Below are 26,597 nucleotides of genomic sequence, written 5' to 3'. Positions count from 1 at the left end.
CACGCGGCGCATGGGAACCATCATGCATTCCCTGTAGGAGCTGCCGCAGGCTGCGATCTTTTGCCGTTAAAGCTTGTTGATCGGGATCTTCAAATAAACCACGCCATTGTCCTCAGCCGCCGGCAAATTCCCCGCCCGCACATTCACCTGAATCGCCGGCAACAACAACGTCGGCATGCCCAACCCGGCGTCACGCTGGGTACGCATCTCGACGAACGCCGCTTCATCAATCCCGTCATGCACATGAATATTGCTTTTACGCTGCTCGCCAACCGTGCTCTGGCACTGCGACTCGCGGCCCTCTGGCGGATAGTCGTGGCAGACGTAAAGCTTCACGCTCGCCGGAAAAGCCAACAGCTTCTGGATCGAGTTGAACAGTTGATGCGCATTACCACCGGGGAAATCACAGCGTGCCGTACCCACGTCGGGCATGAACAGCGTGTCGCCCGCCAGAATCTGCTCGCCATCGATCAAATAGGCCATGTCCGCTGGCGTATGCCCCGGCACATGCAGGGCCGTGGCCATGAGGTTACCGATGCGGAACGACTCGTTCGGCGCAAACAGCTGATCGAACTGCGAGCCATCGACGCAGAATTCCGGCTCGAGATTGAACAGGGCCTTGAACACGTTCTGCACTTTGCTGATCGACTCGCCAATGGCGATCTTGCCGCCCAGTTCCCTGCGCAGGTACGGCGCGGCGGACAGATGATCGGCGTGGGCGTGGGTTTCCAGCAGCCACTGCACTTGCAGATTGTGTTGGCGCACGAAGGCGATGATTTTGTCGGCCTGCGCGGTACAGGTGCGGCCGGCGGCGCCGTCGTAATCGAGCACGGGATCGACAATTGCGCATTGCCCGCCGTCGTCTTCATAGACCACATAGCTGTAGGTCGAGGAGGCGGGGTCGAGGAAAGCTTCAATCTGCGCGGGCATGGACACCAACCTGAACAAGGGAAATGGGTTGCAACACTTTATCTAAAAACATAATGTTCGCAGCTTAAGTGACGTTGAAGGCATCGTGCAAATGCAATCCAGTCTGACCGAATGTGAAGTCGCCCAACTGCGCGCCTCAGCCTCCAAGGCCTGTGCGTTGCTCAAGGCATTGGCCAATGAAGATCGCCTGTTGATTCTGTGTCAACTGACCCAGGGCGAACGCAATGTCGGCGAACTGGAAAAGATGACCGGCGTGCGTCAGCCGACGCTGTCACAGCAACTGGGCATCCTGCGTGACGAAGGCATGGTCGCCACTCGCCGCGAAGGCAAATACATTTTCTACGGCCTCGCCAGTCACGAAGTGATTCAAGTGATGAAGACCCTGTCGGGGCTTTATTGCGGGGCGGTGCTCAAGAGCTGGGAACACCCATAAATGCCAGCCATCACACCACTTACCCTGTGGGAGCGGGCTTGCTCGCGAAAGCGGTAGATTATTCAACATTAATGTCGACTGACACGACACCTTCGCGAGCAAGCCCGCTCCCACATTGGTTTTGGGTGATGGCTGAAATCCTTGCGTGCAGCAAAAGGAACAAGCAATGAACGATCAACACTGGGGCCCATCCATCAGTGCAGACATCGTGGTCATCGGCGGCGGTACCGCCGGTATCGGCTTCGTCGCCAGTCTGCTCAAGCGCGATCCGGACCTGAAAATCACCGTGATCGAACCAAGTTCACAGCACTATTACCAACCGGCGTGGACGCTGGTCGGCGGTGGTGCGTACGACGTCAAGGACACCGTCAGGCCGATGGCCAAGGTGATGCCGCGACAGGTCAATTGGGTGCAGGCCGCCGTCGCCGCCGTTGACCCGGACGCACGCCAGTTGACCCTCAACGATCAACGCACGGTCAGCTACCAGAATCTGATCGTCTGCCCCGGCCTGCGCCTGGCCTGGGAGAAAATCGAAGGCTTGCAAGAAAGCCTCGGCCAACATGGCGTGACCTCCAACTACAGCTACCAGCACGCGCAATACACCTGGGATCAGGTGCAGAAACTGCGCGGCGGCAAAGCCCTGTTCACCCAGCCGGCGATGCCGATCAAATGCGCCGGCGCGCCGCAAAAGGCCTTGTATCTGTCCTGCGACCACTGGCTCAAAACCGCTGTGCTGAACAATATCAATGTTGAGTTCAACCTCGCCGGCGCCGCACTGTTCGGCGTGGCGACGTTCGTGCCGCCACTGATGAAGTACATCAAAAAATACAACGCGCAACTGGCGTTCAACTCGAACTTGGTCAAGGTCGACGGCCCGGCGCAAACCGCCTGGTTCGAGACCAGGGACGCCGACGGCAACGTCACCCTTGAGGCGAAAACCTTCGATCTGCTGCACGTCGTGCCGCCGCAGGTCTCGCCGGATTTCATCGCGAACAGTCTGTTGGCCGACGCCGCTGGCTGGTGCGAAGTCAATCAACACAGCCTGCAGCACCCGCGTTATCCCGAGGTGTTCGCACTCGGCGACATCTGCGGCACCAGCAACGCAAAAACCGCCGCTGCGGTGCGCAAGCAAGTCGTGGTGGTGGCGGAAAACCTGTTGGCTTTGCGCAAGCAACAGCCGCTGCCATTGAAGTATGACGGCTACGGCTCGTGCCCGCTGACGGTGGAGAAGGGCAAGGTGATCCTCGCCGAGTTCGGCTACGCCGGTAAGTTGCTGCCGACCTTTCCGCTAGACCCGACGCAGGCGCGACGTTCCGCGTGGTTTCTCAAGGCGACGCTGCTGCCGTGGTTCTACTGGAACGGCATGCTCAAGGGTCGTGAGTGGCTGACCAGCCTGTCCAAGGTCGACTGAGAAAACCCTATGTTGCTGGCAAGTCTGTTTGGTGTGGTGATGGGGTTGGTCCTCGGCTTGACCGGGGCCGGTGGCGGCATTCTGGCGGTGCCGGCGCTGGTGCTTGGGCTTGGCTGGACGATGACGCAAGCGGCGCCGGTGGCGCTGTTTGCCGTCGGCAGTGCGGCGGCGGTCGGTGCCATCGACGGTTTGCGCCATGGTCTGGTGCGTTATCGTGCGGCACTGTTGATTGCCGCGTTGGGCGCGGTGTTCTCGCCGTTGGGCATCTACTTCGCGCATCAGTTGCCGGAGAAGATCCTGATGATTCTGTTCAGCCTGCTGATGGTCATGGTCGCCTGGCGCATGCTGCGGCGTGAGCGTCAGGAAGCAGGCCCGAGCGATCACGGTCACGGCAGTTGGGGCCAGAAAAACTGCATGCTTGATGCAGAAACCGGGCGCTTCGACTGGACCGCCAAATGCACCGCGACCCTCGCCGCATTGGGCGCGGTCACAGGGGTGGTGTCGGGGTTGCTGGGGGTGGGCGGCGGCTTTTTGATCGTGCCGGCGTTCAAGCAACTGACCGATGTGCAGATGCGCGGGATTGTCGCGACGTCGTTGATGGTGATCAGTCTGATTTCGGCGATCGGGGTGATCGGCTCGTTTCACGCTGGTGTGCGGATTGACGGGCAGGGTGGTGCGTTCATCGTTGCCAGCATTGTTGGCATGATCATCGGGCGCAAGCTGTGCGCGCGAGTGCCGGCGCGGGCGTTGCAGGTGGGGTTTGCCAGTGTCTGTCTGGTGGTGGCGGGGTATATGTTGTTGCGGGCTTGATTATTTGAAGATCAAAAGATCGCAGCCTCGTTTCACTCGACAGCTCCTGCATGGGAATGCGATTTCTGTAGGAGCTGCCGAAGGCTGCGATCTTTTAAGTTGTTACAACACCAGATGCGGCAACCACAGCGAAATCGCCGGAACGTAGGTCACCAGCATCAACACCAGAAACAGCACCGCGTAAAACGGCATGAGCGCCTTCACCGTGCTTTCAATACTCACCTTGCCCACCGCCGAACCGACAAACAGCACCGCACCTACCGGCGGTGTTATCAATCCGATCCCCAGGTTCACCAGCATGATCATGCCGAACTGCACCGGGTCTACGCCAATGCCGAGAATCACCGGCATCAGGATCGGCGTCAGAATCAGGATCAGCGGCGCCATGTCCATCACCGTGCCGAGCAACAGCAGCATGACGTTGATGCACATCAGAATCACGTAGCGGTTGTCCGACAGGGTCAGGAACAGCGTGGTGATTTTCGCCGGGATCTGCATCAGGGTCATGATGTAGCCGAAGCTCGCGGCGAAACCGATCAGGATCATCACGATCGAAATCGTCCGCACCGTGCGGTGCATCAGTTTTGGCAGTTCGCTCCACTTGTAATCGCGGTAGATGAACATGGTGACGAAGAACGCCCAGAGCACGGCAATCGCCGCCGACTCGGTTGCGGTGAAAATCCCCGAGAGAATGCCGCCGAGGATGATCACCATCGCCATCATGCCCCACAGCGCTTCGCCGCAGATTTTCAGCGCCTCACGCAGCGGAATGACGTCGCCTTTCGGGTAGTCGCGTTTGCGCGCGAAGATCAGGCACAGCACCATCAGGCACGCGCTCATCAACAGGCCCGGCACCACGCCTGCCATGAACAGCGATGCAATGGACACCGTGCCACCGGCCGCCAATGAATACAGCACCGAGTTGTGGCTTGGCGGTGTCAGCAAGGCCTGCACTGAACCGCTGACGGTCACCGCTGTAGAGAACTCGCGCGGATAACCTTTGCGCTCCATCTCTGGAATCAACACCGAGCCTACCGAAGCCGTGTCGGCTACCGATGAACCGGAGATCGCGCCAAAAAACGTCGAGGCCATGATGTTGACCAGCGACAGGCCGCCGCGCACGAAGCCGACCAGCACCCCGGCAAACGCCACCAGCCGCCGCGACATGCCGCCCTCGGCCATGATCGCCCCGGCCAGGACAAAGAACGGAATCGCCAGCAGCGAGAACTTGTTGACTCCGCCGGCGACCTGAATCATCAAGGCCTGAAACGGAATGTCGATCCACCACGCGCCGATCAGTGCCGACAGCCCGAGGGCGTAGGCGACCGGCATGCCGATCAGAATCAATACGATAAAACTGCCCAGCAGAATCAATGCGTCCATCAGGCAGCCCCTTCGTTTTCTTCAACCAGATCGAACCGCACAACCCGACGGTTGCTCTGGTCGCCCAAAAACAGTTTTTCCAGCACGAACACCAGCGTCAGCGCGCCGCCAATCGGGATCGGCATATAAGTGATACCGACGCGCAAGGTCGGCAGGGCGCTCATGAACTGGTTCCAGGTCGAAGCGCACAGCTTGGCGCCCCAAATGGTCATGAACAGGCAGATGGTGCCCATCAATAGTTGAGAAATGATGCTCATGGTTTTGCGCAGGTTCGGTGGCAACCGGTCGGTAACCATCGCCACCGCCATGTGTGCGCCGGCGCGATAACTGGCCGCCGCGCCGATGAAGGTGAAGACCATCATCAGCAGGATCGCGGTAGGCTCTGGCCAGCTCGAACCGGTGCCAAGGGCATAGCGGGCAAACACGCCCCAGGGAATGATCAGGGCGATGGCCAGTACCGACAGGCCGGCGACCCAGATGCAGGTCATGTACAGCTTGTCATTGAGGCGCAGCAGCGAATTCTTCATCGGGTTCCACCGTAACCGGGCAGTCGCAAGCGTCTGCGGACGCCAGCGCTGCCGGGCCTTTCATTGAGGGCTGGGAGGGTTATTGCACGGCTTCGATGCGCTTGATCAGGTCGGCATAAGGTGCGCCGTATTTCTCGCGAACCGAGGCAGTGGCCTCGTAGAAGGGTTTCTTGTCGACGGTGATGAACTCGACGCCGGCAGCCTTGAGTTTTTCTTCGCTGCTGGCGGACTTGGCATCCCACAACTTGCGCTCTTCAAGCTGTGCATCCTTGGCGGCTTTCTTCACCAGCGTCTGTTGGTCTGGGGTGAGTTTTTCCCAAGTGATTTTCGACATCACGATCGGCTCGGGCAGGATCAGGTGCCCGGTCAGGCTGTAGAACTTGGCGTTCTGGAAATGGTTGTGTTCGAGCAGGGTCGGCGGGTTGTTTTCCGCGCCGTCGATGACCCCGGTCTGCAGCGCGCTGAAGATTTCCCCGGTATCCATGGCAATGCCGTTGCCGCCCATGGCGTTGATGGTCTCGATGAACATCGGGTTGCCTTGCACGCGGATTTTCATGCCTTTGAGGTCTTCGAGTTTACTCACCGGTTTCTTGGTGTAGATGTTGCGCGTGCCGCCGTCCATCCAGGCCAGCGCGACCAGGCCGAATTCGGAATTGGTGATCTTGTCGAGGATCGCATCGCCGACTTCACCATCGATCACTGCGCGCATGTGCGCCTGGTCACGGAAAATGAACGGCATGTTGAACACGTTCACATCCGGCACCACCGGACCGACGATGCCGAGGCTGACGCGGGTCATCTGGATCGCGCCGACCTGTGCCTGTTCGATGACTTCTTTCTCCGAACCGAGCACGCCGCCGGGGAAATACTTGAAGGTGAGGTCGCCATTGGTTTCCTTGGTCAGGGTTTTGCCCATGCTCTCTTCAGCGACCACGGTCGGATAACCGGCGGGGTGAATATCAGCAAACTTGATTTCCAGTGCCTGCGCGGCACCGGCGAAGGTGAACATCAGCGGAAGTGCAGCGGCGAGCAAGGTGCGTTTGAAGTCCATTGGGGGTGTCTCCAGTCTTGTTATTGTTGTGTTCAAGGCGCAGCGGTGCAGCAGAGGCGGGTTACAGCAAAGCGTCGAATAACGGTTCCGGCAGGCCTTTGACGCCGGGGTTCAGGGCGAACACGCCGCCGGCCAGGGAATGCGGATCATGGTCGTCACCGGGGCGGATCGAGGCGACGAACAAGGTGTCCATCGCGCTACCACCGAAGGCACACATGGTCGGTTTTTTCACCGGGACTTCGAGCGAAAAATCGAGTCGGCCGTCCGGTGCGAAACGGTGGATGAGGCCGGCGTCATTGGCGCAGATCCAGTAAAAACCTTCAGCGTCCACGGCCGCGCCATCGGGGCGACCGGGGAAGTGGTTCATGTCGACGAAAACGCGTCGGTTCGACGGTGTACCGCTGTCAGTGTCGTAATCGAACGCCCAGATCAACTGCACGTCGGGATGCGAGTCGGACAGGTACATCGTTTTGCCGTCGGGGCTGAAGCCGAGGCCGTTGGGCACGATGAAACCGTCGAGTTGCGCGTCGACCACGCCAGACTGCCCGGCGCCGTAACGATAGAGCCGGCCCTCGGGCGCATTCAGGCCCATGTTCAAGACCATGCTGCCGGCCCAGAACCGGCCCTGACGGTCGCAGCGACCATCGTTGAGACGCATGTCTTCGCGGCTGTGTACGACGCTGGCCAGAAGCTCGCTGTCGAGGCTGCCGTCGCTGTGCGGGTGCAGATGAAAGAAACCGCTTTCCATGCCGGCGATCCAGCCGCCACGGCTGTCGCGGGCGATGCAGGCGAGCATTTCCGGGGTTTTCCAGGCCTGTACATGCCCAGTGTCGGCGCTCCAGCGTTGCAGGCTGCCGTTGGGAATATCGACCCAGTACAACGCGTTTTCCTCTGGCACCCAGACCGGGCTTTCGCCCACGGCGTTGCGAGCATCGACGATCAATTCGGCTTGCATACTCAATCCCTTGTGTCGTTGTCAGAGTGTTCAGTCGCCAAACGGACCGGCTGCGACGAAGGCGCCGCCCTGGTATATCCGCGCCGGGTCATCGGCGGCCGGCAGCGGCTGTGCTTCGACTTTTTCGCGGAATATTTCGGAGCTGTCCTTGGCGGCAAAACCGAGGTGGCTGGCGAAGCGGTTGTCCCACCACACGTCCTTGTTGGCGGACATGCCGTAGACAATGGTGTGGCCGACGTTCGGCGTGTACAGCGAGTGTTCGAGTAGTTGCGTGAGGTCGTCGAAGCTCAGCCAGGTGTGCATCATTCGGCGGTTTTGCGGCTCGGGGAACGAGGAGCCGATGCGGATGCTGACGGTCTCGATGCCGTAGCGATCGAAGTAGAAACTGGCCATGTCTTCGCCGTAGGACTTGGACAAACCGTAGTAGCCATCGGGGCGGCGCGCGGAGCTGGCGTCGAGGTGTTCGTCCTGTTTGTAGAAGCCGATGACATGGTTGGAACTGGCGAAGATCACCCGCTTCACACCATGCCGGCGCGCGGCTTCGTAGATATGGAAGACGCCGCAGATGTTGGCGCCGAGGATCTCTTCAAAGGGACGTTCAACGGAGACGCCGCCGAAGTGCAGGATCGCGTCGACGCCCTCGACCAGTTGGTGCACGGCGTGTTTGTCGGCAAGGTCGCAGAGCATCACTTCTTCGCGATCATCGACGGCTGGGGCGAGGGCGGCGATATCGGACAGGCGCAACACATTGGCGTACGGGCGCAAGCGTTCGCGCAGCACTTTGCCGAGGCCACCGGCAGCGCCGGTCAGCAGCAGGCGATTGAAAGGGGCGCGGGGAGTAGAGGTAGACGTCATGGCAATCCCTGGACACATTGTTATTAGGTTTGTTGTAGGTTGTCGTATGACTGCGTGAAGTATCGGTAGGGTTTCAGGAACTTGTCAACGCGACTTTCGGTGTAAATGACGGAAGGCCCAGTCCAGTCTTCAAACGCACAATTATGTGTTTGCAATGCAATCCCCTTGTGGGAGCGGGCTTGCTCGCGAATGCGGCGGCTCAGTCAAATCATCATTCATAGACACACCGCCTTCGCGAGCAAGCCCGCTCCCACAAGGTTTTGTGGTGGACACAGACATCGAAAACAACTTCGATACCTGTGGGAGCTGGCTTGCCAGCGATAAGGCCGGTGCAGGCAACTCTTTCATCGACTGACACACCGCCTTCGCGAGCAAGCCCCCTCCCACAGGGTTTTGTGGTGGACACAGGCATCGAAAACAACTTCGATACATGTGGGAGCGGGCTTGCTCGCGAATGCGGCGGCTCAGTCAAATCATCATTCATAGACACACCGCCTTCGCGAGCAAGCCCGCTCCCACAAGGTTTTGTGGTGGACACAGGCATCGAAAACAACTTCGATACCTGTGGGAGATTCTATGGTTGAGGGGAAGCCCTCAACCTCCCTTCGGCTGGTATTCGCTTTGCCCCTTCAGCAGCGCGAATACGACTCGCGCAAGCTTGCGAGCCAATATCACCAGCGCCTGTGTCGTACTGAACCCACGGTTTCTTTGCTCCTCGTAGAAGCTTTTCCAAGCCGGTGTACGGCTGGCCGACATGGCTGCGTTATGGAGCAGTCGCCGGGCCTCTGGGTCTCCGCGTTTGGTCAGGCTCCGGCGACCGTCCTTTTGTCCTGACTGCGACACGCGCAAATCCATCCCCAAAAACGCAATAAATGCATCCGCGTTTTTGAAGTCGCCCCGCTGAAATGTTGCGATCAAACGGGCTCCGGTCAAAAAACCAATACCTTCAACTTTTGTGCAGCGCTTCAGATCTGCGAGCAGCCCAGCCTCTTTTAATTGATCGTTGATCATCTTCTCGACCAATGTTTCGAGCCTCTGCATTGAGGCCACTTGCTCAGCAAACGCGCTTTTGAGCAGCGGTTCATTCGCCCAGCTTTGCACCAGACCAACCCGTGCCTGAACCAGCGCTGCACGACGGCGGAAAAGGCTCAGAAGGCGGCGATATAAAGGCGATGGCGGGATCCAAGGATGAAGCTCTTCGTATTCGTTTTTTAGATAACGAGCGAGCAGCTTGGCGTCCAGCGCATCGGTTTTGGCGCGAACTTTCACCCCTATTCGGTAATGACTCAACGCGTAGCCATCGACCATGTAAATCGTGCACCCGGCTTCATGGGCCAGATCGGCGAACGCCAGGTGATAGATGTTGGTCGATTCGATAGCCAAATCAACAGGTGCAGGCAAGGCTTTCAGCCATTTTTTGATGGCTGTCTTGTCATTGGAAATAGTCTCGAGCAGATCCAGCTCGGCCTGATAGATGACCAGTTCATTCTTGGCGACATCCACGCCCACAATAGGCTTTACGACAGAAACCGGCATTGCCATTGAACATCCCCCGAGATATGGTTTTGAACACTTGAAGGGCTCACCCAGGGGCGCAGGCTTGTTCCTATCGTCGGTCCTGGCCAGATGCATTCTTTATCGGCGCTTGGGTGAAAGGAGGAGGGGCGAAATCTCCCACGGATCTGTACTGCGTCAACAGTCAGAATCTGGCTTTGTCCCTCCTCCTCCCTTCAAGTCCCAGCATACAAGCTGGCTTGCCAGCGATAAGGCCGGTGCAGGCAACTCTTTCATCGACTGACACACCGCCTTCGCGAGCAAGCCCGCTCCCACAAGGTTTTGTGGTGGACACAGACATCGAAAACAACTTCGATACCTGTGGGAGCTGGCTTGCCAGCGATAAGGCCGGTGCAGGCAACTCTTTCATCGACTGACACACCGCCTTCGCGAGCAAGCCCCCTCCCACAGGGTTTTGTGGTGGACACAGGCATCGAAAACAACTTCGATACATGTGGGAGCGGGCTTGCTCGCGAATGCGGCGGCTCAGTCAAATCATCATTCATAGACACACCGCCTTCGCGAGCAAGCCCGCTCCCACAAGGTTTTGTGGTGGACACAGGCATCGAAAACAACTTCGATACCTGTGGGAGCTGGCTTGCCAGCGATAAGGCCGGTGCAGGCAACTCTTTCATCGACTGACACACCGCCTTCGCGAGCAAGCCCGCTCCCACAAGGTTTTGTGGTGGACACAGGCATCGAAAACAACTTCGATACATGTGGGAGCTGGCTTGCCAGCGATAAGGCCGGTGCAGGCAACTCTTTCATCGACTGACACACCGCCTTCGCGAGCAAACCCGCTCCCACAGGGTTTTGTGGTGGACACAGACATCGAAAACAACTTCGATACCTGTGGGAGCGGGCTTGCTCGCGAATGCGGCGGCTCAGTCAAATCATCATTCATAGACACACCGCCTTCGCGAGCAAGCCCGCTCCCACAAGGGAAGCGGTGCAGCGCCCAATTACAACAACGAAATCGGATAACTGATAAAGATCCGGTTCTCGTCAAACTCGTTGGTGCTGAAGTCCCGGCGCATGGTCGCGTTGCGCCATCTCACGTTGAGGTTCTTCAACGCGCCGCTCTGTACGGTGTAAGCCAGCTCCGACTCGCGGCCCCATTCCTTGCCGTCGGTGATGGTCCCGGTGTGCACGTTATCGCCGCTTATGTAGCGGTTCATCAGGGTCAGACCGGGAATGCCGAGGGCGACGAAGTTGTAGTCGTGACGCAGTTGCCAGGAGCGCTCCCTGGCGTTGTCATAACTGGCGTTGTAACTGTCGTTGGCCAACGTGCCGCCGCTGGTGCCGTTGACCCGCATCCAGGCATCGTCGCCGCTGAGTTTTTGCAGGCCGACGTAGAAGGTGTTGCCACCGTATTTGGCCGAGAGCATGGCGAACGCAGTTTTGTTGTCGAGATCGCCAGCCTGGGCACTGCCGTCTTCCTTGCCGGTGAAGAAACCGAGGTTGGCGCCCAGCGTCCAGTCGCCCAAGGGCTGGCTGTGGCTGAGGTTGAAATACTGCTGCTGGTAGATGTCGCTGAGTTCGGCGTACCACACGCCAATCAGGGTGCGCTTGTCATTGAAGGTGTATTCACCGCCGCCGAAGTTGAAGCGGTCCGAGGTGAACGCGCCGCGGCCATTCATCGACATGTCTTCCATGCTGGCGTCGTTGCGCGGGCTGTTGCCGCGAAACTGGCCGCCGTAGACGGTCAGGCCATTGATCTCGGTGGAAGTGATCTGGCCGCCGCGAAAGGTCTGCGGCAGGGAGCGGCCATCGTCGGAACGCAGGATCGGCAGCACCGGCATCCATTCACCGACCTTCAGTTCAGTCTTCGACACCTTGGCCTTCAGCGCGACACCAAGGCGCCCGAAGTTGTCCGCCGGACGTCCGTCATCGTGGATCGGCAACAGTTGCGTGCCGCCGCTGCCTTTGCCGCCATCAAGCTTTTGCGAATACAGCCCCAGCACATCAAGACCGAAACCGACGGTGCCCTGAGTGAATCCGGATTTGGCATCGAGAATGAAGTTCTGCGTCCACTCTTCGGCTTTGCCCTGGGCATTGGCCGGGTTGACGAAGTTGCGATTGAAGTAGGCATTGCGCAGGTTCAGCGTGGCTTTGCTGTCTTCGAGAAAGCCTTCGGCATCGGCGCTCATCGGTAGGGCGAGGGCCAGGCTGCTGCAGCCAATCAGGCTCAGGGTGGAACGCGGGCGAATAACGGAAAAACGCGAAGGGCGGACGGAATTGCGGACGAGTGTGCTCACTGTGACGCTCCCTGTTTCATTTGTTGTTTTTATTATTTGTCATACGTCGTCGTACAACATGGTTGCGGATATTTCCTGCGTTTTCCGGGAATGTCAACCTTTGGTTGTACGATAACTCTGTAGGAGCTGCGGCACGCTGCGATCTTTTGCTCTAGCTTTTTTAAAATAAAAAGATCGCAGCCTCGTTTCACTCGACAGCTCCTACAGGGGTTTGTGTTGTCCATGGGATGTGTGTTGCCGGTGAATTTGCGGCAAACTTCATCCACCTTCCGCACAAGGCCTTTCAATGGATCAATACGCCCCGCGCAACTGGCAGCCCCACGAGAAGCCCAGTCTGCCCGGTTCTCCCTCGACGCCGTTGCACTCCAACCGCAAGCGCCTGGCCTATGCGCTGGTCGGTTTGCTGGTGGCATTGACCGGTGGTTTGGGCAACTCGCTGGTGGTCGCCAACCTGCCGTATCTGCAGGGCGCCCTCGGCGCGACCACCGCCGAAATGGCCTGGCTGCCGGCCGCGTACGTGATGACCAACGTGTCGATGAACCTGCTGCTGGTGAAGTTTCGTCAGCAGTTCGGTTTGCGCGCGTTCACCGAAGTGTTCCTGGTGCTGTATGCGCTGGTGACCTTCGGCCACTTGTTCGTCAACGACCTGAATTCGGCCGTGGCGGTGCGTGCGGCGCACGGCATGGTCGGTGCGGCGTTGAGTTCTCTGGGCCTGTATTACATGGTCCAGGCATTCCCGGCGAAGTGGCGGATGAAGGCGCTGGTGCTCGGTCTTGGCACCTCACAACTGGCCTTGCCGCTGGCGCGATTGTTCTCCGAAGACTTGCTGCAAATCGCCGAATGGCGCGGCTTGTACCTGTTCGAATTGGGCATGGCACTGCTCTCGCTCGGTTGTGTATTGATGCTCAAGTTGCCGCCCGGCGATCGCTTCAAAACGTTCGAAAAACTCGACTTCCTGACCTTCGCCATTCTCGCCAGTGGCGTCGCATTGTTGTGCGCGGTGTTGTCGTTGGGGCGCATCGATTGGTGGCTGGAGGCCGACTGGATCGGCGTTGCGCTGGCCGCGTCCATCGCGTTGATCCTCGCCGGCCTGGCCATCGAACATAATCGCAGCAACCCGATGCTGATGACTCGTTGGCTTGGCAGCGGGACGATGATCCGTCTGGCGCTGGCGGTGACCCTGATTCGTATGGTTACCTCGGAGCAGTCCACCGGGGCGGTGGGTTTCATGCAGAACCTGAACATGGGTTATGAGCAGTTGCACAGCCTGTACGTGGTGATGCTGATCGGCAGCGTCGCGGGGTTGTTGACCAGCGCGCTGACGATCAACCCCAAGCACCTGCTGATGCCGTTGATCATCTCGCTGGGTCTGATGGCCACCGGGTCGGTGATGGACAGTTTTTCCAACAACCTGACCCGCCCGCAAAACCTCTATTTCAGTCAGTTCCTGCTGGCCTTCGGCAGCACGTTTTTTCTCGGCCCGACCATGGTTCTAGGCACGCGCAACGTGCTGACCAATCCGCGCAACCTGGTGAGTTTTTCCGTGCTGTTCGGGATCTGCAATAACCTCGGCGGCCTGCTTGGCGCGGCGCTGCTCGGCACCTTTCAGATCGTCCGCGAGAAATTCCACTCCAGCCAGATCGTCGAGCATCTGGTGATGTCCGATCCATTGGTGGCCGCGCGGGTACAGAGCGGCGGGTCGGCGTACGGTTCGCTGCTCGCCGATCCGAGCCTGCGCAACCTGGCGGGTATTCGTAGCCTGTCCAACGCCGCCACGCGTGAGGCCAACGTGCTGGCCTATAACGACGTGTTCATGCTGATCGCCGTTATTGCGGTGCTGACCATGATCTGGCTGTCCATTCGCGCACTGTGGCTGATGAGCACCACCAAAACCGTCGCCCCAGCGCCATCCACACCTTCCAGCGGTGCCACTTCTCAATGACCGAACCGACCACCACAACCACCAATGCCATCGCCGCCACGCCTGAGGGTGTGGCGCCGCCGTCATCGCCGAACACCGAGCCACGCTCGCTGCGGGTGCGCATCATCTCTTCAATGGGCTTTGCCGCGATTGCCATTGTTGGTGTGTTGATCGTGCTCTACGCCTGGCAATTGCCGCCGTTCAGCAGCGCGGTCGAAACCACGGAAAACGCGCTGATTCGCGGGCAGGTGACGATCATCGGCCCGCAGCTCGCCGGTTATGTTTTTGAAGTGCCGGTGCAGGATTTTCAGTACGTGAAGGCCGGCGATTTGCTGGTGCGTCTGGATGATCGGATCTATCAGCAACGCCTCGACCAGTCGCTGGCGCAATTGGCAGTGCAGAAAGCCGCATTGGCCAATGTCGTGCAGCAACGCAACAGCGCCGAAGCGACGATCAAATTACGCCAGGCGGTGCAGGCTGACAGCGAAGCGCAGTTGCGCAAGAGCGAGGCGGATCTGCGCCGCAACAGGGAATTGGTCAGCGACGGCTCGGTGTCCAAACGCGAGATGGACGTAGCGCTGGCGGCCAATGCGCAAAGCGTTGCAGCGGTGGCGCAGGCCAAGGCCAATCTGGAAATCGCCCGGCAGGATCTGCAAACAGTAATCGTCAATCGTGGCTCGCTGGAAGCGGCGGTGGCCAGCGCTGAAGCGGCGGTGCAACTGGCGCGAATCGACCTGTCGAATACGCGCATCGTTGCCCCGCGCGACGGCCAGCTCGGGCAAATTGGCGTGCGCCTCGGCGCCTACGTCAACTCGGGGGCGCAGTTGATGGCGTTGGTGCCGAACCAGAAATGGGTGATCGCCAACATGAAGGAAACGCAGATGGACAACGTGCGGGTCGGGCAGCCGGTGCGCTTCAGCGTCGATGCGTTGAACCACCGTAAATTCACCGGGCATGTGCAGCATATTTCACCGGGGACCGGGTCGGAATTTGCCTTGTTGCAGGCGGACAATGCCACCGGCAACTTTGTGAAAATTGCCCAGCGGGTGCCGGTGCGGATCACTATTGATGCGGATCAGCAGGAGGAGGAGCGGTTGCGGCCGGGGATGTCGGTGGTGGTCAGCATCGATACTGCAGCGGGTGATACCCAGCACCATTAAGATCAAAAGATCGCAGCCTTCGGCAGCTCCTACATGGGTAATCTGTAGGAGCTGCCGAAGGCTGCGATCTTTTGTTTTTCAGGCGGCGATCATCGGGGGTAGGGTGCCGAGTAGCGAGACGGCGGCTACGGCGCCAATGCCGAGCAGCCATTCAAGCATCACGCTGCGCCGCAGGGTGCCCATGCGTTGTTCGCAGTCATCGATGCGCAAGCGGTTGAACAATGCCAATCCGAGCATGGCCAACACCAGCATTGCCTTGATCAACAGAATCAGCGCAAACCCGCTGAACAGTGGCGTCGGCCACCATTGGCCGGTCAGAACGCGCACGTTGATCAAACCCGTGATCAGCAGCCCCGCGACCAACGCATAACCCACTCCACTGAAACGCCGCAGAACCACCGACATCGGTTCCGTTGGCTGACGCAGAATTATCACCAGCAACAACAGCCCGCCAAGCCACGCGGCGACGCAGGTCAGATGAACGATCTGATTGAGAATCAGCAGTTGCCCGCTCAGACCATCCAGCATCGCGCCGTGTCCGACCGGTGCCAGCGTCGCCAAAAGCAAGCCACTCAAGCCCAGGCGCAAAGGCATGCTTGAGCGCCAAGGCGTAAACAGCAAGGCCAACAGCGCGGCATTGATCAACAGATGCCAGCGCCATACCTGACCAAAAAACGTGTTGCCCAGCACCAGCGCAACCGTGTCCGGATCAAACGCTGCCGCAGCCGAACCGGCCATGCTCGCCGTGATCAACAGCGCCCAGGCAATCCCGCTGATCAGCGCAACGGCAACCCACCAACGCGCCAGTCGCGCCAGCTGCCGGTCCACTGGCGGCGTTTCATCCTTGAGCAGCAACGGCCTGAACAGCCAGGCCCCGAACAACATCAACACCGCGATGAAATGCACAAAGCGGCACAGCACCAGCGCTTCACTCATGAATTATTGGCCAACCTTGAACTGATAGGCGCCTTCGCTCTTGTGCGTGTCGACCGACACCGCGTGCCATTCGACTTTGTATTCACCGGCCGTCAGTGGTGCGGCCGGGGTGACGATGAGGGTTTTCTTTTCGCCTTCGGTGGTCAGCGCTTTGACGGCGACCGGTGCGCCATCGCGGGTCAGGGTGACTTTGGTGAAACTGGCTTCGACGCCTTCGGAGAAGGTCAGGCGCAAATCGGCCGGAGCAGCGACAGTGCTGTCGGCCGCCGGGGTCTGGCTTTTCAGGTGGGCGTGGGCAAATACCGAGGAAGCGGCGAACAGCGAGGCGAGCAGGGCAGTGGTGGTCATGACGTTCTTGAACAGCATCGCGGATACCTCTGGGGCAGGATCAAAGAATCGTCAGTTTAGCCATCCGCTCGCCGCTGTACGAAGTTTTGTTTGCAGCGGTCGCCCGCGCACCAGAGCGGATGCTAGTCTTGGGCAACGCTGTTGTCAGGGAGCCCACATGGGCAATCACAAGATCGAAATTCGCCGCAATAACGTCGAGAAAATTCTGCTCGCGGCGGAAAAAGTCTTCGCCGAAAAAGGCTTCGGCAGCACCGCGATGGCCGACATCGCCGCCGAAGTGCAACTGCCGCGTTCCAATCTGCATTATTACTTCAGCACCAAGAGCGAGCTGTACAGCGCGGTGTTGTTTGATCTGCTGGAAGTGTGGAAGCAGGACGCGTTGTGCTTCGAGATGTTCGATGACCCGCGTGTGGTCCTGAGCAGCTACATCCGCGCCAAGATGAACCACTCGCGCAGTCGCCCTTACGGCTCGAAAGTCTGGGCCAACGAGATCATCCATGGCGCGCCGACACTGGGCGAGGCGCTGGATGTCAGCCTGTATGACTGGGCGAAAATGAAGGAAGCGAAGATTCGCCAGTGGGTCGAGGACAAGCGGATTTTGCCGGTGGAACCGTCAAGTTTGCTGTACATGATCTGGGCGTCGACGCAGCACTATGCCGACTTTGATCATCAGGTGAATATCCTCAACGAGCATCAGCCGTTGTCGGACATGCAGTTTGAGCGGGCGGTGCAGACGGTGACGAGTGTGATCTTGCGCGGGATCGGGTTGGAACCCTAAAGAAGACCCTCACCCCAGCCCTCTCCCGGAGGGAGAGGGGGCCGACCGAGGTGTCTTGCGGGTTACATCGACCTGTAAAATCCAGTCGATTATGGATTTAAAGCATTTCTAGCCTGTGCTTGTATCGATAATGGATTCGAAGCAGATCTTTCACGTCGGTGCAGTTCGCCAATATCCCCCAATCAGTCCCCTCTCCCTTTTCTCCCGGAGGGAGAGGGGGCCGACCGAGGTGTCTTGCGTCATACATCGACCTGAAAAATCCAGTCGATTATGGATTTAAAGCATTTCTAGTCTGTGCTTGTATCGATAATGGATTCGAAGCAGATCTTTCACGTCGGTGCAGTTCGCCAATATCTCCCAATCAGTCCCCTCTCCCTTTGGGAGAGGGCTAGGGTGAGGGGCTTTTTCAGACTGCAACGTGATACGGATTCCTCGGATCATGATTCCAGTCCAGAAACGGCTTCCCAGTCTCCATCGCCACCATCTCGATGCAATCCGCCACCGGACAAGTGATCTGGCACAGATTGCAGCCCACGCACTCCTCATCGATCACTTCGTATTTATGCGTGCCATCCGCCTGCTTCAAACTGCCGATCGCCTGGTGTGAAGTGTCCTCGCAAGCAATATGGCAGCGCCCGCAACCGATGCACGCGTCCTGATCAATCTTCGCAATGACTTGATAGTTGATATCGAGGTACTTCCAGTCGGTGGTATTGCCCACCGCGCGCCCGGCAAACTCGCTGATATTGGCGTAACCCTGACTGTCCATCCACCGCGACAGGCCGTCCTTCATCTCCTCGACAATCCGGAAACCATGCAGCATCGCCGCTGTGCACACCTGCACCGCGCCGCTGCCGAGCGCCATGAATTCCGCCGCATCGCGCCAACTGCCGATGCCGCCAATGCCGCAGATCGGCAAGCCCTGGGTCTGCGGATCGCGGGCGATCTCGGCGACCATGTTCAGCGCAATCGGCTTCACCGCCGAGCCGCAATAACCGCCATGCGTGCTTTTGCTGCCGACCGTGGGCAGGGCGACCATGTGTTCCAGGTCGACGCTGGTGATCGAGTTGATCGTATTGATCAGCGACACCGCATCCGCACCACCGCGATGCGCCGCGCGGGCAGCGACGCGGATGTCGGTGATATTCGGCGTCAATTTGACGATCACCGGCAGCGAGCAATAGGTCTTGCACCAGCGCGTGACCTGCTCGACGTATTCCGGCACCTGACCGACCGCCGCGCCCATGCCACGCTCGGGCATGCCGTGCGGGCAGCCGAAATTCAGCTCGATACCGTCAGCGCCGGTGGCTTCGACCAGCGGCAGAATGTGTTTCCACGACTCCTCGACGCACGGCACCATCAGCGACACGATCAACGCGCGATCCGGCCAGTCCTTCTTCACCTGAGTGATCTCACGCAGGTTGATCTCCAGCGAACGGTCGGTGATCAGCTCGATGTTGTTGATCCCGAGCACTTCGCGGTTGTTGCCGTAATGCGCCGAGTAACGCGACGAAACGTTGACCGCCGCCGGGTCCTCGCCAAGGGTTTTCCAGACCACGCCGCCCCAGCCTGCTTCAAACGCCCGGACGACGTTGTAGGCTTTATCGGTCGGCGGCGCGGAGGCCAGCCAGAACGGATTCGGTGCTTTGATGCCGGCGAAGACAATCGAAAGATCGGCCATTTACGCAGCCTCCACGTTGAGCATCAGTTGAGCGTTGATCGCCTCGGCGGCGCATTTGCCGTGCTGCACGGCTTGCACGGTGAGGTCCTGATCGAGGCTGGTGCAGTCGCCGCCGGCATACACGCCGGGGATGCTGGTGCGCAGGTTTTCGTCGACCTGAATGCGTTCGCCCTGGCGCTTGAGTTCGCGGGCCAACGGGTCGGCGAGGGCGCAGCTGTCGAAGGATTGGCCGATGGCTTTGAAGATCGCGTCGGCGGCCAGTTCGAACGTTTCGCCGGTGGTTTGCAGGCGCCCGTCGACCAGATCGGTGCGGGCGAAACGCATGCCGCGCACGTTGCCTTGATCGTCGAGCAAGACTTCTTCCGGTTGCGCCCAGGTCAGCAGGCGTACCTGATTGGCTTTGGCAATGTCTTGTTCGTGGCCGGTAGCGCCCATGTCGGCGGCGCCACGGCGGTACACCAAATTCACGTCGCGAGCACCGAGGCGAGCCATTTGCACAGCCATGTCGATCGCCGTGTTGCCGGCGCCGAGGACGATGCAGCGCTCGGCCAGCGGCAGTTGCGTGAGGTCATCGGCCTGGCGCAATTCGCGGATGTAATCGGTGGCGGCGAGCAGGCCGGGCGCATCTTCGTGGGCCAAACCAAGTTGTTTGCTGGCATTCAGGCCTAGGCCGAGGAACACCGCGTCGAACTGCTGATGCAGTTCGCTGAGGGTCAGATTCTCACCGAGTTTCTGCCCGTGGCGAATCTCGATGCCGCCGATCTGCAGGAGGAAATCCAGTTCCTTCTGCGCGTAATCGTCGACCAGTTTGTATTTGGCGATCCCGTACTCGTTGAGTCCGCCAGCCTTCTCGCGCGCCTCGAAAATCACCACCTCATGCCCGTGCATGGCACTGCGATGTGCACAGGACAACCCCGCCGGCCCGGCACCGACCACGGCGATGCGTTTACCGCTGGCGGCGGCGCGCTGGAATGGGTGTTCGGTGAAGTGCGCGTTGTCGACGGCATAGCGTTGCAGCAGGCCGATCAGCACCGGCGCGCATTCGTGGGCGTTGTTGCGCACGCAGGCTTGCTGGCAGAGGATCTCGGTTGGACAGACTCGCGCGCAACTGCCGCCGAGGATGTTTGCCGAAAGGATTTTCTGCGCGGCGCCGGGCACGTTGTCCTGATGGATATTGCGGATGAATGAGGGGATATCGATTTCGCTCGGGCAGGCATTCACGCATGGCGCGTCGTAGCAATACAGGCAGCGCGAGGCTTCCAGATGCGCCTGGCGGTCATTGAGCGGCGGCGCCAGATCGGCGAAATGACCGGCGAGGGCGGCCGCGCTTTCGTGCGGGTGGGGGAGATGGTTCAGGGTCTCGATCACGGTTTTTTGCCTCACAGTAACTGCCTCTATCGGGCATTGGCCAAATCCCCGTGTAGGAGCTGCCGAAGGCTGCGATCTGTTGATCTTGATCTTAAAAAACAAGATCAACAGATCGCAGCCTTCGGCAGCTCCTACAGGGGAATGCATTTCAAATGTGGGAGCGGGCTTGCTCGCGAAGGCCGAAGGCCTCGATGTCAGCGTTTCACAGCAACTGGCTTATGTTGCTCAGCCCGCTTGCTCAGCAAATCAAACACCGCCGGATACGCCGGCCTTTCGATGTAGCGCCCGGCGCCACGCTCGGCGCGCAGGTCGCCATCGGCCCAGACCACGCGGCCCTGGCTGACGGTATGGCTCGGTACGCCGCGCACGGTCTTGCCTTCGAAGATGTTGAAGTCCACCTGCTGATGGTGGGTCTTCGCGGAGATGGTGCGGCTGCCTTGCGGATCCCACAGCACCAGGTCGGCATCGGCGCCGACGCGGATCGCACCTTTACGCGGATAGAGATTGAAGATCTTCGCGGTGTTGGTGGACGTGAGGGCGACGAAATCCTGCATCGACAAGCGACCGGAGTTGACCCCTTCATCCCACAGCACGGCCATACGGTCTTCGATACCAGCGGTGCCATTGGGAATCTTGCTGAAATCATCACGCCCGGCGGCTTTCTGCTCAGCGCAGAAACAGCAATGGTCAGTGGCGGTGGTGTGCAGATTGCCGTTTTGCAATCCGTGCCACAGCGCCTCCTGATGACCGCGCGGACGAAACGGCGGGCTCATCACGTAACCGGCGGCGGTCTGCCAGTCCGGGTGCTGATAGACGCTGTCGTCGAGCAGCAAATGCCCGGCCAGCACTTCCCCATAAACCGGCTGGCCCTTGCTCCGTGCATAGGTGATTTCGTCGAGGGCTTCCTTGGTCGAGACGTGCACCAGGTACAACGGCGTACCAATGGTTTCGGCGATACGAATCGCCCGGCTCGCCGCTTCCCCTTCAACCTGCGAAGGCCGCGACAGCGGATGCGCTTCCGGCCCGGTGATGCCCTGGGCCATCAACTTGCGTTGCAGGTGATAGACCAGTTCGCCGTTTTCCGCATGCACGGTCGGCACCGCGCCGAGTTCCAGGCAACGCTCGAAACTCGCCACCAACGTGTCGTCGGCGGCCATGATCGCGTTCTTGTAGGCCATGAAATGCTTGAAGCTGTTGATCCCGTGATGGCTGACCAGCTCGGCCATTTCCTCACGCACCTGCTCGCTCCACCAGGTGATCGCAACGTGGAAGCCATAGTCCGACGCAGACTTTTCTGCCCAGCCGCGCCATTGATGAAACGCTTCCATCAACGACTGCTGCGGATTGGGTATGACGAAGTCGATGATCGACGTGGTGCCTCCGGCCAGACCAGCCGCCGTGCCGCTGTAAAAGTCTTCACTGGCGACGGTGCCCATGAACGGCAGTTGCATGTGCGTATGCGGATCGATGCCGCCGGGCATCAGGTATTGGCCGCTGCCGTCGAGCACTTCGGCACCGGCGGGAATATCCAGGTTTTCGCCAATGGCTTTGATCACGCCGTCGGCGCAATAGACGTCGGCGCGATAACTTTCATCATGGGTAACAACGGTGGCGCCACGGATCAACAGAGACATTCCGAGTTCCTCGCAGGCATGACCGACTTGTGCCGGTTCTAGATGTTTTATTGATGTACGGCGTTGCAGGGTGTATTCCTGTCAGCGCTGTCAGGAATAGAAGCTAGTCGCAGATTTGCAATAGATCAAGATTATTTTTTATAAGCTTATTACTGTTTTAAGTGTATGAAAAATAACGATAAAAAACGTGAATCACCAAAATGGTGAGGCCGTTCACCATTTTGACGCACTTGACAGGATGGAAATATGAGCAAGATTTCCTATGTGAAATCAGCCGCTTGAAGTTGAGCTGCGGTTGCTCGTTCACAATGAAAATAAATGCAGTGCACCAGTTTGAGTCCTGTCTGTTCGGACAACTTGCCAAGTGTTTAGCCTGAGCACCCAGACAAGTTTCCGCGAACTCATCCGGTGAATAATTAAAACTGATGAATATCAGAAAGTTGCAAAGCGTTTAACCCTCGGCCCGATGCGTAAGCGGGGCACCCGGCACGTTTATTGATGCCGCCGCTGACACCATGGCCGGTGCACGAAAGTTGTCAGTTCCTCCGGCCATCGTCCGGCTCGCGCCTCGTGTGCCAGCCGCCTGATGAGCAAAAAAATAATCAGAAGAACAGTGGAGCGGCCATGCAACAGAACAGATCGCAAGTGACCGAGCGCGACGGCTTGTTCGAACTCGAAGCCGGCAGCGACGTCCTCGACAGTCCCCGTTACAACCACGACATGGCACCGACCAAGGTGCGCGAACGAACCTGGAACAAATGGCACATCACCGCGCTGTGGGTCGGCATGTCGATCTGCGTGCCGACCTACACCCTCGGCGGTGTGCTGACGGCGTACTTCGGTTTGAGCGTTGGCGAAGCGCTGCTGGCGATTCTCTTCGCCAACGTCATCGTGTTGATTCCGCTGACACTTAACGCCTTTCCCGGCACCAAATACGGTATTCCTTTTCCCGTTCTACTGCGTTCGTCGTTCGGCATTCTCGGCTCCAACGTGCCGTGTCTGATCCGCGCGTTGGTGGCGTGTGGCTGGTTCGGCATCCAGACGATGTTTGGCGGATTGGCGATTCACCTGTTTCTCGGCTCGGTGTTCGACGGCTGGAAATCCCTCGGTGGCACGGGGGAGGTGATCGGTTTCATGATCTTCTGGGCGCTCAACCTGTGGGTGGTGATTCGCGGCGCCGAGTCGATCAAGTGGCTGGAGACTTTGTCCGCGCCATTGCTGGTGGCGGTCGGCGTGGGGTTACTGGTGTGGGCGATGCCCAATGTGTCGATGACAGAGCTGATGGCAATTCCAGCCAAACGTCCGGAAGGCGCGAGCGTGTACGGCTACTTCGCCGCCGGGCTGACGGCGATGGTCGGTTTCTGGGCCACCTTGTCGTTGAACATTCCCGACTTCAGCCGCTACGCCAAGAGCCAGAAGGATCAGATCCTCGGGCAGATTATCGGCCTGCCGCTGACCATGTTCCTGTTCGCCGCGCTGGGCGTGGTGATGACCGCCGCTTCGGTGAAACTGGTGGGTGTCACGGTGTCTGACCCGGTCACGTTGATCGGCCACATCCAGAGTCCGGTGTGGGTCGCGGTGGCCATGGCGCTGATCATCATCGCCACGCTGTCGACCAACACCGCTGCCAACATCGTGTCGCCGACCAACGATTTCCAGAACATCGCGCCGAAGGTCATCAACCGCACCAAAGCGGTGTTGCTGACCGGGTTGGTCGGGCTGATATTGATGGCCCATGAACTGCTGAAAAAACTCGGCTGGATCGTTTCCGACGTGAGTCTGGAAAGCGTCTATTCCAACTGGTTGCTCGGTTATTCGAGCCTGCTCGGGCCGATTGCCGGGATCATGGTGGTGGATTATTTCCTGATCAAGAAACAGCAACTGGACCTGGCCGGGCTGTACCGCGACGACGTGTATCCAGCGTGGAACTGGGCCGGGTTTCTCGCGTTTGGTGTGCCGGTGGTGCTGACGTTGTTGTCGTTGGGCAGCGATGCGTTCAGCTGGTTTTACAGCTACGGCTGGTTCACTGGCTCGGCGTTGGGCGGATTGATTTATTACGGGTTGTGCGTGATGCGCGCACAGCCTTCTGCAATCAAGTCGGCGGTGTAACGGATGGCCTCTTCGCGAGCAAGCCCGCTCCCACATTTGGAATGCATTTCCCTGTGGGAGCGAGCCTGCTCGCGAAGGCGATCTACCAGACACCACAGCAATATCCATAAGAAATGCAGCCTGAGGAGATCCCCATGAACGCAGCCGTAGACGTTCTGCAATCGACCCATCAGCACATCAACCGCGATCGCCTGTGGGCCTCGCTCATGGAACTGGCCAAGCTCGGCGCCACGGTCAAGGGCGGCGTCTGTCGCCTGGCCCTGACCGACCTCGACCGCCAGGCCCGCGACCTGTTCGTGCAATGGTGCAAGGACGCCGGATGCAGCGTCACGGTCGATGAAGTCGGCAACATTTTCGCCCGTCGCCCGGGACGCAATCCCGACCTGCCGCCGGTGATGACCGGCAGCCACATCGACACGCAACCCACCGGCGGCAAGTTCGACGGCTGCTTCGGCGTGCTCGCCGGTGTCGAAGTGCTGCGCACCCTCAACGACCTCAAAGTGGAAACCGAAGCACCGCTGGAAGTGGTGGTCTGGACGAATGAAGAAGGCTCACGCTTCGCCCCGTGCATGATGGGCTCGGGCGTGTTCGCCGAGAAATTCACCCTCGAAGAAACTCTGGCCAAGGTCGATGCCGAGGGCATCACCGTTGGCGAAGCGCTGAATGCCATCGGCTACGCCGGGCCGCGCAAGGTCAGCGGGCACAAGGTCGGCGCCTATTTCGAAGCGCACATCGAGCAAGGCCCGATCCTTGAAGACGAACAGAAAACCATCGGCGTGGTGCTCGGCGCGCTGGGGCAGAAGTGGTTCGACCTCAAACTGCGCGGCGTCGAGGCGCATGCCGGCCCAACGCCGATGCACCTGCGCAAGGACGCACTGGTTGGCGCCTCGGTGATCGTCGGTGCAGTCAATCGCGCTGCCCTCGGCCATCAACCACACGCCTGCGGCACGGTCGGCTGTCTGCAAGCCTATCCCGGCTCGCGCAACGTCATCCCCGGCGAAGTGCGCATGACCCTCGATTTTCGTCATCTGGAACCGGCGCGGCTGAACTCGATGATTGCTGAGGTGAAGCAAGTCATCGAAACCACCTGTGAGGAACATGGCCTGACCTATGAGCTAACGCCGACCGCCGACTTCCCGCCGCTGTACTTCGAAAAAGGCTGCGTGGAAGCAGTGCGCGGTGCGGCGAAAGGATTGGGGTTGTCGCACATGGACATCGTCAGTGGCGCGGGGCATGACGCGATTTTCCTCGCTGAGCTTGGCCCAGCGGGGATGATCTTTGTGCCGTGCGAAGGCGGGATCAGCCACAACGAAATCGAAAACGCCGCACCGGATGATCTGGCGGCGGGCTGTGCGGTGTTGTTGCGGGCGATGCTGGCGGCTTCGGCGATGGTGGCGGCCGGTAAAGCCGCCGCATAAACATCAAAAGATCGCAGCCCTGTGTAGGCGCTGCCGCAGGCTGCGATCTTTTCCTGTCACCCCAATGTCATGAAAATATGCGACGTTGCCGCCTCATGAAAATCATCACCTCCGGCGCGTCCTATCTGGACATCGACGCCTACGCTTGCTGCATCGCCTACGCAGAACTGCTCAACCTGCAAGGCATCCCCGCCCGCGCCGTCAGCAGCGCAACAGCCAACGCCAGTGTCTCGAAAACCGTGCTTGATTGGGGCTGCGCTTTTCAAACGCATGAACCATCGCCGACCGATGAATTCATCTTGGTCGACGTCTCCGACCATCACCATTTCGACCCAATGGTGGTGCTCGACAGGGTGGTGGAAGTCATCGACCATCATCCCGGTTACGAAGATTATTGGGCAGACAAACTTGGATCGGCCGCCGACATTCGCCCGATCGGCGCAGCGGCGACTCAGGTGTTTCAACGCTGGCAGGCCGCAGGTTTGCTACCAAAAATCAGTCAGCAAAGCGCCGCTCTGTTGGCCACCGCAATTCTCGACAACACCCTGAATTTCACCAGCCAGATGACCACGCCAGCGGACATCGACGCCTACGCCGACCTCGCGTTTCGGGCGAAACTCGCAACGAACTGGCCCGAGCACTACTTCCTCGAATGCCAGGCCGACATCGAATCAGACCTCGCCAATGCCTTGGCAGCCGACTTGAAACGGATTAAGCCCGAAAGCAACCTGCCGCAGATTTTCGCGCAAATGACCGTGTGGGATGCCGACGTATTACTGCAGAAATACCGGCCGACGATCAGCCAATGGATGGCGGAGCAGGGCGAAGACTGGCTGCTGAATGTCATCAGCATCCGCGACCGGAAAAGTTGTTTGCTGGTCGAACCCGAACTCAGTCAACAAAAGCTCAATAGGCTGATGCAGCTTGGATGGTGCTCTGGAATGGCTGTTGTCGAGCCATCGATGTTACGCAAAGAACTTCTGAAGCTGAGCCTTTCAGTGGCCTCCTGTAGCAAATCCTGAAAACGCATATGGAATTTGTAGGAGTGAGCCTGCTCGCGATAACGGGCTGTCAGAC

At 59.2% G+C, this 26,597-nt stretch carries 22 protein-coding genes; 9 read left to right on the top strand and 13 right to left on the bottom strand.

Annotation, left to right across the window (positions count from 1 at the left end; genetic code table 11):
* Positions 1-66: 66 nt before the first annotated feature.
* Positions 67-930, bottom strand: a complete 864-nt coding sequence (locus C2E19_RS18005) for an MBL fold metallo-hydrolase (RefSeq protein ID WP_129394427.1) — start codon at positions 928-930, stop codon at positions 67-69.
* 91 nt (positions 931-1,021) lie between these two features.
* On the opposite strand from C2E19_RS18005, the gene C2E19_RS18000 reads away from it, so the two are divergent.
* The 3 genes from C2E19_RS18000 (at position 1,022) to C2E19_RS17985 (ending at position 3,584) form a co-directional block, all read left to right on the top strand.
* A complete protein-coding gene (locus C2E19_RS18000; protein ID WP_129394426.1) occupies positions 1,022-1,363 on the top strand; it encodes a helix-turn-helix transcriptional regulator in 342 nt (113 codons plus the stop codon).
* 166 nt (positions 1,364-1,529) lie between these two features.
* On the top strand, positions 1,530-2,774 hold the full coding sequence (locus tag C2E19_RS17990) for an FAD/NAD(P)-binding oxidoreductase (RefSeq protein ID WP_129394425.1): 1,245 nt from the start codon (positions 1,530-1,532) through the stop codon (positions 2,772-2,774).
* A gap of 9 nt (positions 2,775-2,783) precedes the next feature.
* The gene (locus C2E19_RS17985) at positions 2,784-3,584 is read left to right on the top strand and encodes a sulfite exporter TauE/SafE family protein (RefSeq protein WP_129394424.1); all 801 of its coding nucleotides are present in this window, start codon (positions 2,784-2,786) and stop codon (positions 3,582-3,584) included.
* Positions 3,585-3,686: 102 nt separating this feature from the next.
* Here the strand turns inward: C2E19_RS17985 and C2E19_RS17980 are convergent, their stop codons facing one another.
* From C2E19_RS17980 to C2E19_RS17945, 7 genes are all read right to left on the bottom strand, one after another.
* Entirely contained in the window at positions 3,687-4,967 is a 1,281-nt protein-coding gene (locus C2E19_RS17980) for a TRAP transporter large permease (RefSeq protein WP_129394423.1), read from the bottom strand.
* Positions 4,967-5,494 (bottom strand): TRAP transporter small permease, encoded by a 528-nt coding sequence (locus C2E19_RS17975; protein ID WP_129394422.1) that lies wholly within the window; start codon positions 5,492-5,494, stop codon positions 4,967-4,969. The genes C2E19_RS17980 and C2E19_RS17975 overlap by 1 nt, the downstream gene beginning before the upstream one ends.
* Before the next feature lie 79 nt (positions 5,495-5,573).
* Positions 5,574-6,545 (bottom strand): TRAP transporter substrate-binding protein, encoded by a 972-nt coding sequence (locus C2E19_RS17970; RefSeq protein ID WP_129394421.1) that lies wholly within the window; start codon positions 6,543-6,545, stop codon positions 5,574-5,576.
* Between the two features lie 61 nt (positions 6,546-6,606).
* Positions 6,607-7,500, bottom strand: coding sequence for an SMP-30/gluconolactonase/LRE family protein (locus C2E19_RS17965; protein ID WP_129394420.1), 894 nt, complete (start codon positions 7,498-7,500; stop codon positions 6,607-6,609).
* Between the two features lie 30 nt (positions 7,501-7,530).
* Positions 7,531-8,355 (bottom strand): NAD(P)-dependent oxidoreductase, encoded by an 825-nt coding sequence (locus tag C2E19_RS17960; RefSeq protein ID WP_129394419.1) that lies wholly within the window; start codon positions 8,353-8,355, stop codon positions 7,531-7,533.
* Positions 8,356-8,949: 594 nt separating this feature from the next.
* Complete coding sequence (locus C2E19_RS17950; RefSeq protein ID WP_129388636.1) at positions 8,950-9,897, bottom strand: transposase; 948 nt, start codon at positions 9,895-9,897, stop codon at positions 8,950-8,952.
* A gap of 974 nt (positions 9,898-10,871) precedes the next feature.
* Entirely contained in the window at positions 10,872-12,167 is a 1,296-nt protein-coding gene (locus tag C2E19_RS17945; RefSeq protein WP_129394417.1) for an OprD family porin, read from the bottom strand.
* Positions 12,168-12,453: 286 nt separating this feature from the next.
* Between C2E19_RS17945 and C2E19_RS17940 the strand changes: the two genes are divergently transcribed.
* Both C2E19_RS17940 and C2E19_RS17935 read left to right on the top strand, forming a co-directional pair.
* Positions 12,454-14,109, top strand: a complete 1,656-nt coding sequence (locus C2E19_RS17940; protein ID WP_129394416.1) for an MFS transporter — start codon at positions 12,454-12,456, stop codon at positions 14,107-14,109.
* On the top strand, positions 14,106-15,248 hold the full coding sequence (locus C2E19_RS17935) for an HlyD family secretion protein (RefSeq protein ID WP_129394415.1): 1,143 nt from the start codon (positions 14,106-14,108) through the stop codon (positions 15,246-15,248). Before C2E19_RS17940 ends, C2E19_RS17935 begins: the two co-directional genes overlap by 4 nt.
* Before the next feature lie 78 nt (positions 15,249-15,326).
* Here C2E19_RS17935 and copD read toward each other — a convergent pair whose 3' ends face one another.
* A complete protein-coding gene (gene copD, locus C2E19_RS17930) occupies positions 15,327-16,184 on the bottom strand; it encodes a copper homeostasis membrane protein CopD (RefSeq protein WP_129394414.1) in 858 nt (285 codons plus the stop codon).
* Positions 16,185-16,187: 3 nt separating this feature from the next.
* Positions 16,188-16,550 carry a copper homeostasis periplasmic binding protein CopC gene (gene copC / locus C2E19_RS17925; protein WP_129394413.1) on the bottom strand — a complete coding sequence of 121 codons (363 nt, stop codon included), beginning with the start codon at positions 16,548-16,550 and terminating at the stop codon, positions 16,188-16,190.
* Between the two features lie 139 nt (positions 16,551-16,689).
* Here copC and C2E19_RS17920 point away from each other — a divergent pair, with 139 nt between their 5' ends.
* On the top strand, positions 16,690-17,310 hold the full coding sequence (locus tag C2E19_RS17920) for a TetR/AcrR family transcriptional regulator (protein WP_129394412.1): 621 nt from the start codon (positions 16,690-16,692) through the stop codon (positions 17,308-17,310).
* Between the two features lie 406 nt (positions 17,311-17,716).
* On the opposite strand, the gene preA is transcribed toward C2E19_RS17920, so the two are convergent.
* From preA to hydA, 3 genes are all read right to left on the bottom strand, one after another.
* The gene (preA, locus tag C2E19_RS17915) at positions 17,717-18,991 is read right to left on the bottom strand and encodes an NAD-dependent dihydropyrimidine dehydrogenase subunit PreA (protein WP_129394411.1); all 1,275 of its coding nucleotides are present in this window, start codon (positions 18,989-18,991) and stop codon (positions 17,717-17,719) included.
* Positions 18,992-20,359 carry an NAD(P)-dependent oxidoreductase gene (locus C2E19_RS17910; protein ID WP_129394410.1) on the bottom strand — a complete coding sequence of 456 codons (1,368 nt, stop codon included), beginning with the start codon at positions 20,357-20,359 and terminating at the stop codon, positions 18,992-18,994. It abuts the gene before it with no gap.
* A 194-nt stretch (positions 20,360-20,553) separates the two neighbouring features.
* The gene (hydA, locus tag C2E19_RS17900; RefSeq protein ID WP_129394409.1) at positions 20,554-21,993 is read right to left on the bottom strand and encodes a dihydropyrimidinase; all 1,440 of its coding nucleotides are present in this window, start codon (positions 21,991-21,993) and stop codon (positions 20,554-20,556) included.
* A 624-nt stretch (positions 21,994-22,617) separates the two neighbouring features.
* On the opposite strand from hydA, the gene C2E19_RS17895 reads away from it, so the two are divergent.
* The 3 genes from C2E19_RS17895 (at position 22,618) to C2E19_RS17885 (ending at position 26,542) form a co-directional block, all read left to right on the top strand.
* On the top strand, positions 22,618-24,102 hold the full coding sequence (locus tag C2E19_RS17895) for an NCS1 family nucleobase:cation symporter-1 (RefSeq protein WP_129394408.1): 1,485 nt from the start codon (positions 22,618-22,620) through the stop codon (positions 24,100-24,102).
* Between the two features lie 134 nt (positions 24,103-24,236).
* Complete coding sequence (locus C2E19_RS17890) at positions 24,237-25,520, top strand: Zn-dependent hydrolase (RefSeq protein WP_129394407.1); 1,284 nt, start codon at positions 24,237-24,239, stop codon at positions 25,518-25,520.
* Positions 25,521-25,615: 95 nt separating this feature from the next.
* On the top strand, positions 25,616-26,542 hold the full coding sequence (locus C2E19_RS17885; protein ID WP_129394406.1) for a DHH family phosphoesterase: 927 nt from the start codon (positions 25,616-25,618) through the stop codon (positions 26,540-26,542).
* The last annotated feature ends 55 nt before the right edge of the window (positions 26,543-26,597 follow it).

It is taken from the genome of Pseudomonas sp. DTU12.3, assembly GCF_004124275.1.
Taxonomy (GTDB): domain Bacteria; phylum Pseudomonadota; class Gammaproteobacteria; order Pseudomonadales; family Pseudomonadaceae; genus Aquipseudomonas; species Aquipseudomonas helmanticensis.
This window is presented reverse-complemented; position numbering and strand designations above follow the sequence as displayed.

Bases quoted from the DNA above. Each gene is read 5' to 3' on its own strand.
- C2E19_RS18005 (WP_129394427.1), bottom strand. From the start codon at position 930: ATGCCCGCGCAGATTGAAGCTTTCCTCGACCCCGCCTCCTCGACCTAC.
- C2E19_RS18000 (WP_129394426.1), top strand. From the start codon at position 1,022: ATGCAATCCAGTCTGACCGAATGTGAAGTCGCCCAACTGCGCGCCTCA.
- C2E19_RS17990 (WP_129394425.1), top strand. From the start codon at position 1,530: ATGAACGATCAACACTGGGGCCCATCCATCAGTGCAGACATCGTGGTC.
- C2E19_RS17985 (WP_129394424.1), top strand. From the start codon at position 2,784: ATGTTGCTGGCAAGTCTGTTTGGTGTGGTGATGGGGTTGGTCCTCGGC.
- C2E19_RS17980 (WP_129394423.1), bottom strand. From the start codon at position 4,967: ATGGACGCATTGATTCTGCTGGGCAGTTTTATCGTATTGATTCTGATC.
- C2E19_RS17975 (WP_129394422.1), bottom strand. From the start codon at position 5,494: ATGAAGAATTCGCTGCTGCGCCTCAATGACAAGCTGTACATGACCTGC.
- C2E19_RS17970 (WP_129394421.1), bottom strand. From the start codon at position 6,545: ATGGACTTCAAACGCACCTTGCTCGCCGCTGCACTTCCGCTGATGTTC.
- C2E19_RS17965 (WP_129394420.1), bottom strand. From the start codon at position 7,500: ATGCAAGCCGAATTGATCGTCGATGCTCGCAACGCCGTGGGCGAAAGC.
- C2E19_RS17960 (WP_129394419.1), bottom strand. From the start codon at position 8,355: ATGACGTCTACCTCTACTCCCCGCGCCCCTTTCAATCGCCTGCTGCTG.
- C2E19_RS17950 (WP_129388636.1), bottom strand. From the start codon at position 9,897: ATGGCAATGCCGGTTTCTGTCGTAAAGCCTATTGTGGGCGTGGATGTC.
- C2E19_RS17940 (WP_129394416.1), top strand. From the start codon at position 12,454: ATGGATCAATACGCCCCGCGCAACTGGCAGCCCCACGAGAAGCCCAGT.
- C2E19_RS17935 (WP_129394415.1), top strand. From the start codon at position 14,106: ATGACCGAACCGACCACCACAACCACCAATGCCATCGCCGCCACGCCT.
- copD (WP_129394414.1), bottom strand. From the start codon at position 16,184: ATGAGTGAAGCGCTGGTGCTGTGCCGCTTTGTGCATTTCATCGCGGTG.
- copC (WP_129394413.1), bottom strand. From the start codon at position 16,550: ATGCTGTTCAAGAACGTCATGACCACCACTGCCCTGCTCGCCTCGCTG.
- C2E19_RS17920 (WP_129394412.1), top strand. From the start codon at position 16,690: ATGGGCAATCACAAGATCGAAATTCGCCGCAATAACGTCGAGAAAATT.
- preA (WP_129394411.1), bottom strand. From the start codon at position 18,991: ATGGCCGATCTTTCGATTGTCTTCGCCGGCATCAAAGCACCGAATCCG.
- hydA (WP_129394409.1), bottom strand. From the start codon at position 21,993: ATGTCTCTGTTGATCCGTGGCGCCACCGTTGTTACCCATGATGAAAGT.
- C2E19_RS17895 (WP_129394408.1), top strand. From the start codon at position 22,618: ATGCAACAGAACAGATCGCAAGTGACCGAGCGCGACGGCTTGTTCGAA.
- C2E19_RS17890 (WP_129394407.1), top strand. From the start codon at position 24,237: ATGAACGCAGCCGTAGACGTTCTGCAATCGACCCATCAGCACATCAAC.
- C2E19_RS17885 (WP_129394406.1), top strand. From the start codon at position 25,616: ATGAAAATCATCACCTCCGGCGCGTCCTATCTGGACATCGACGCCTAC.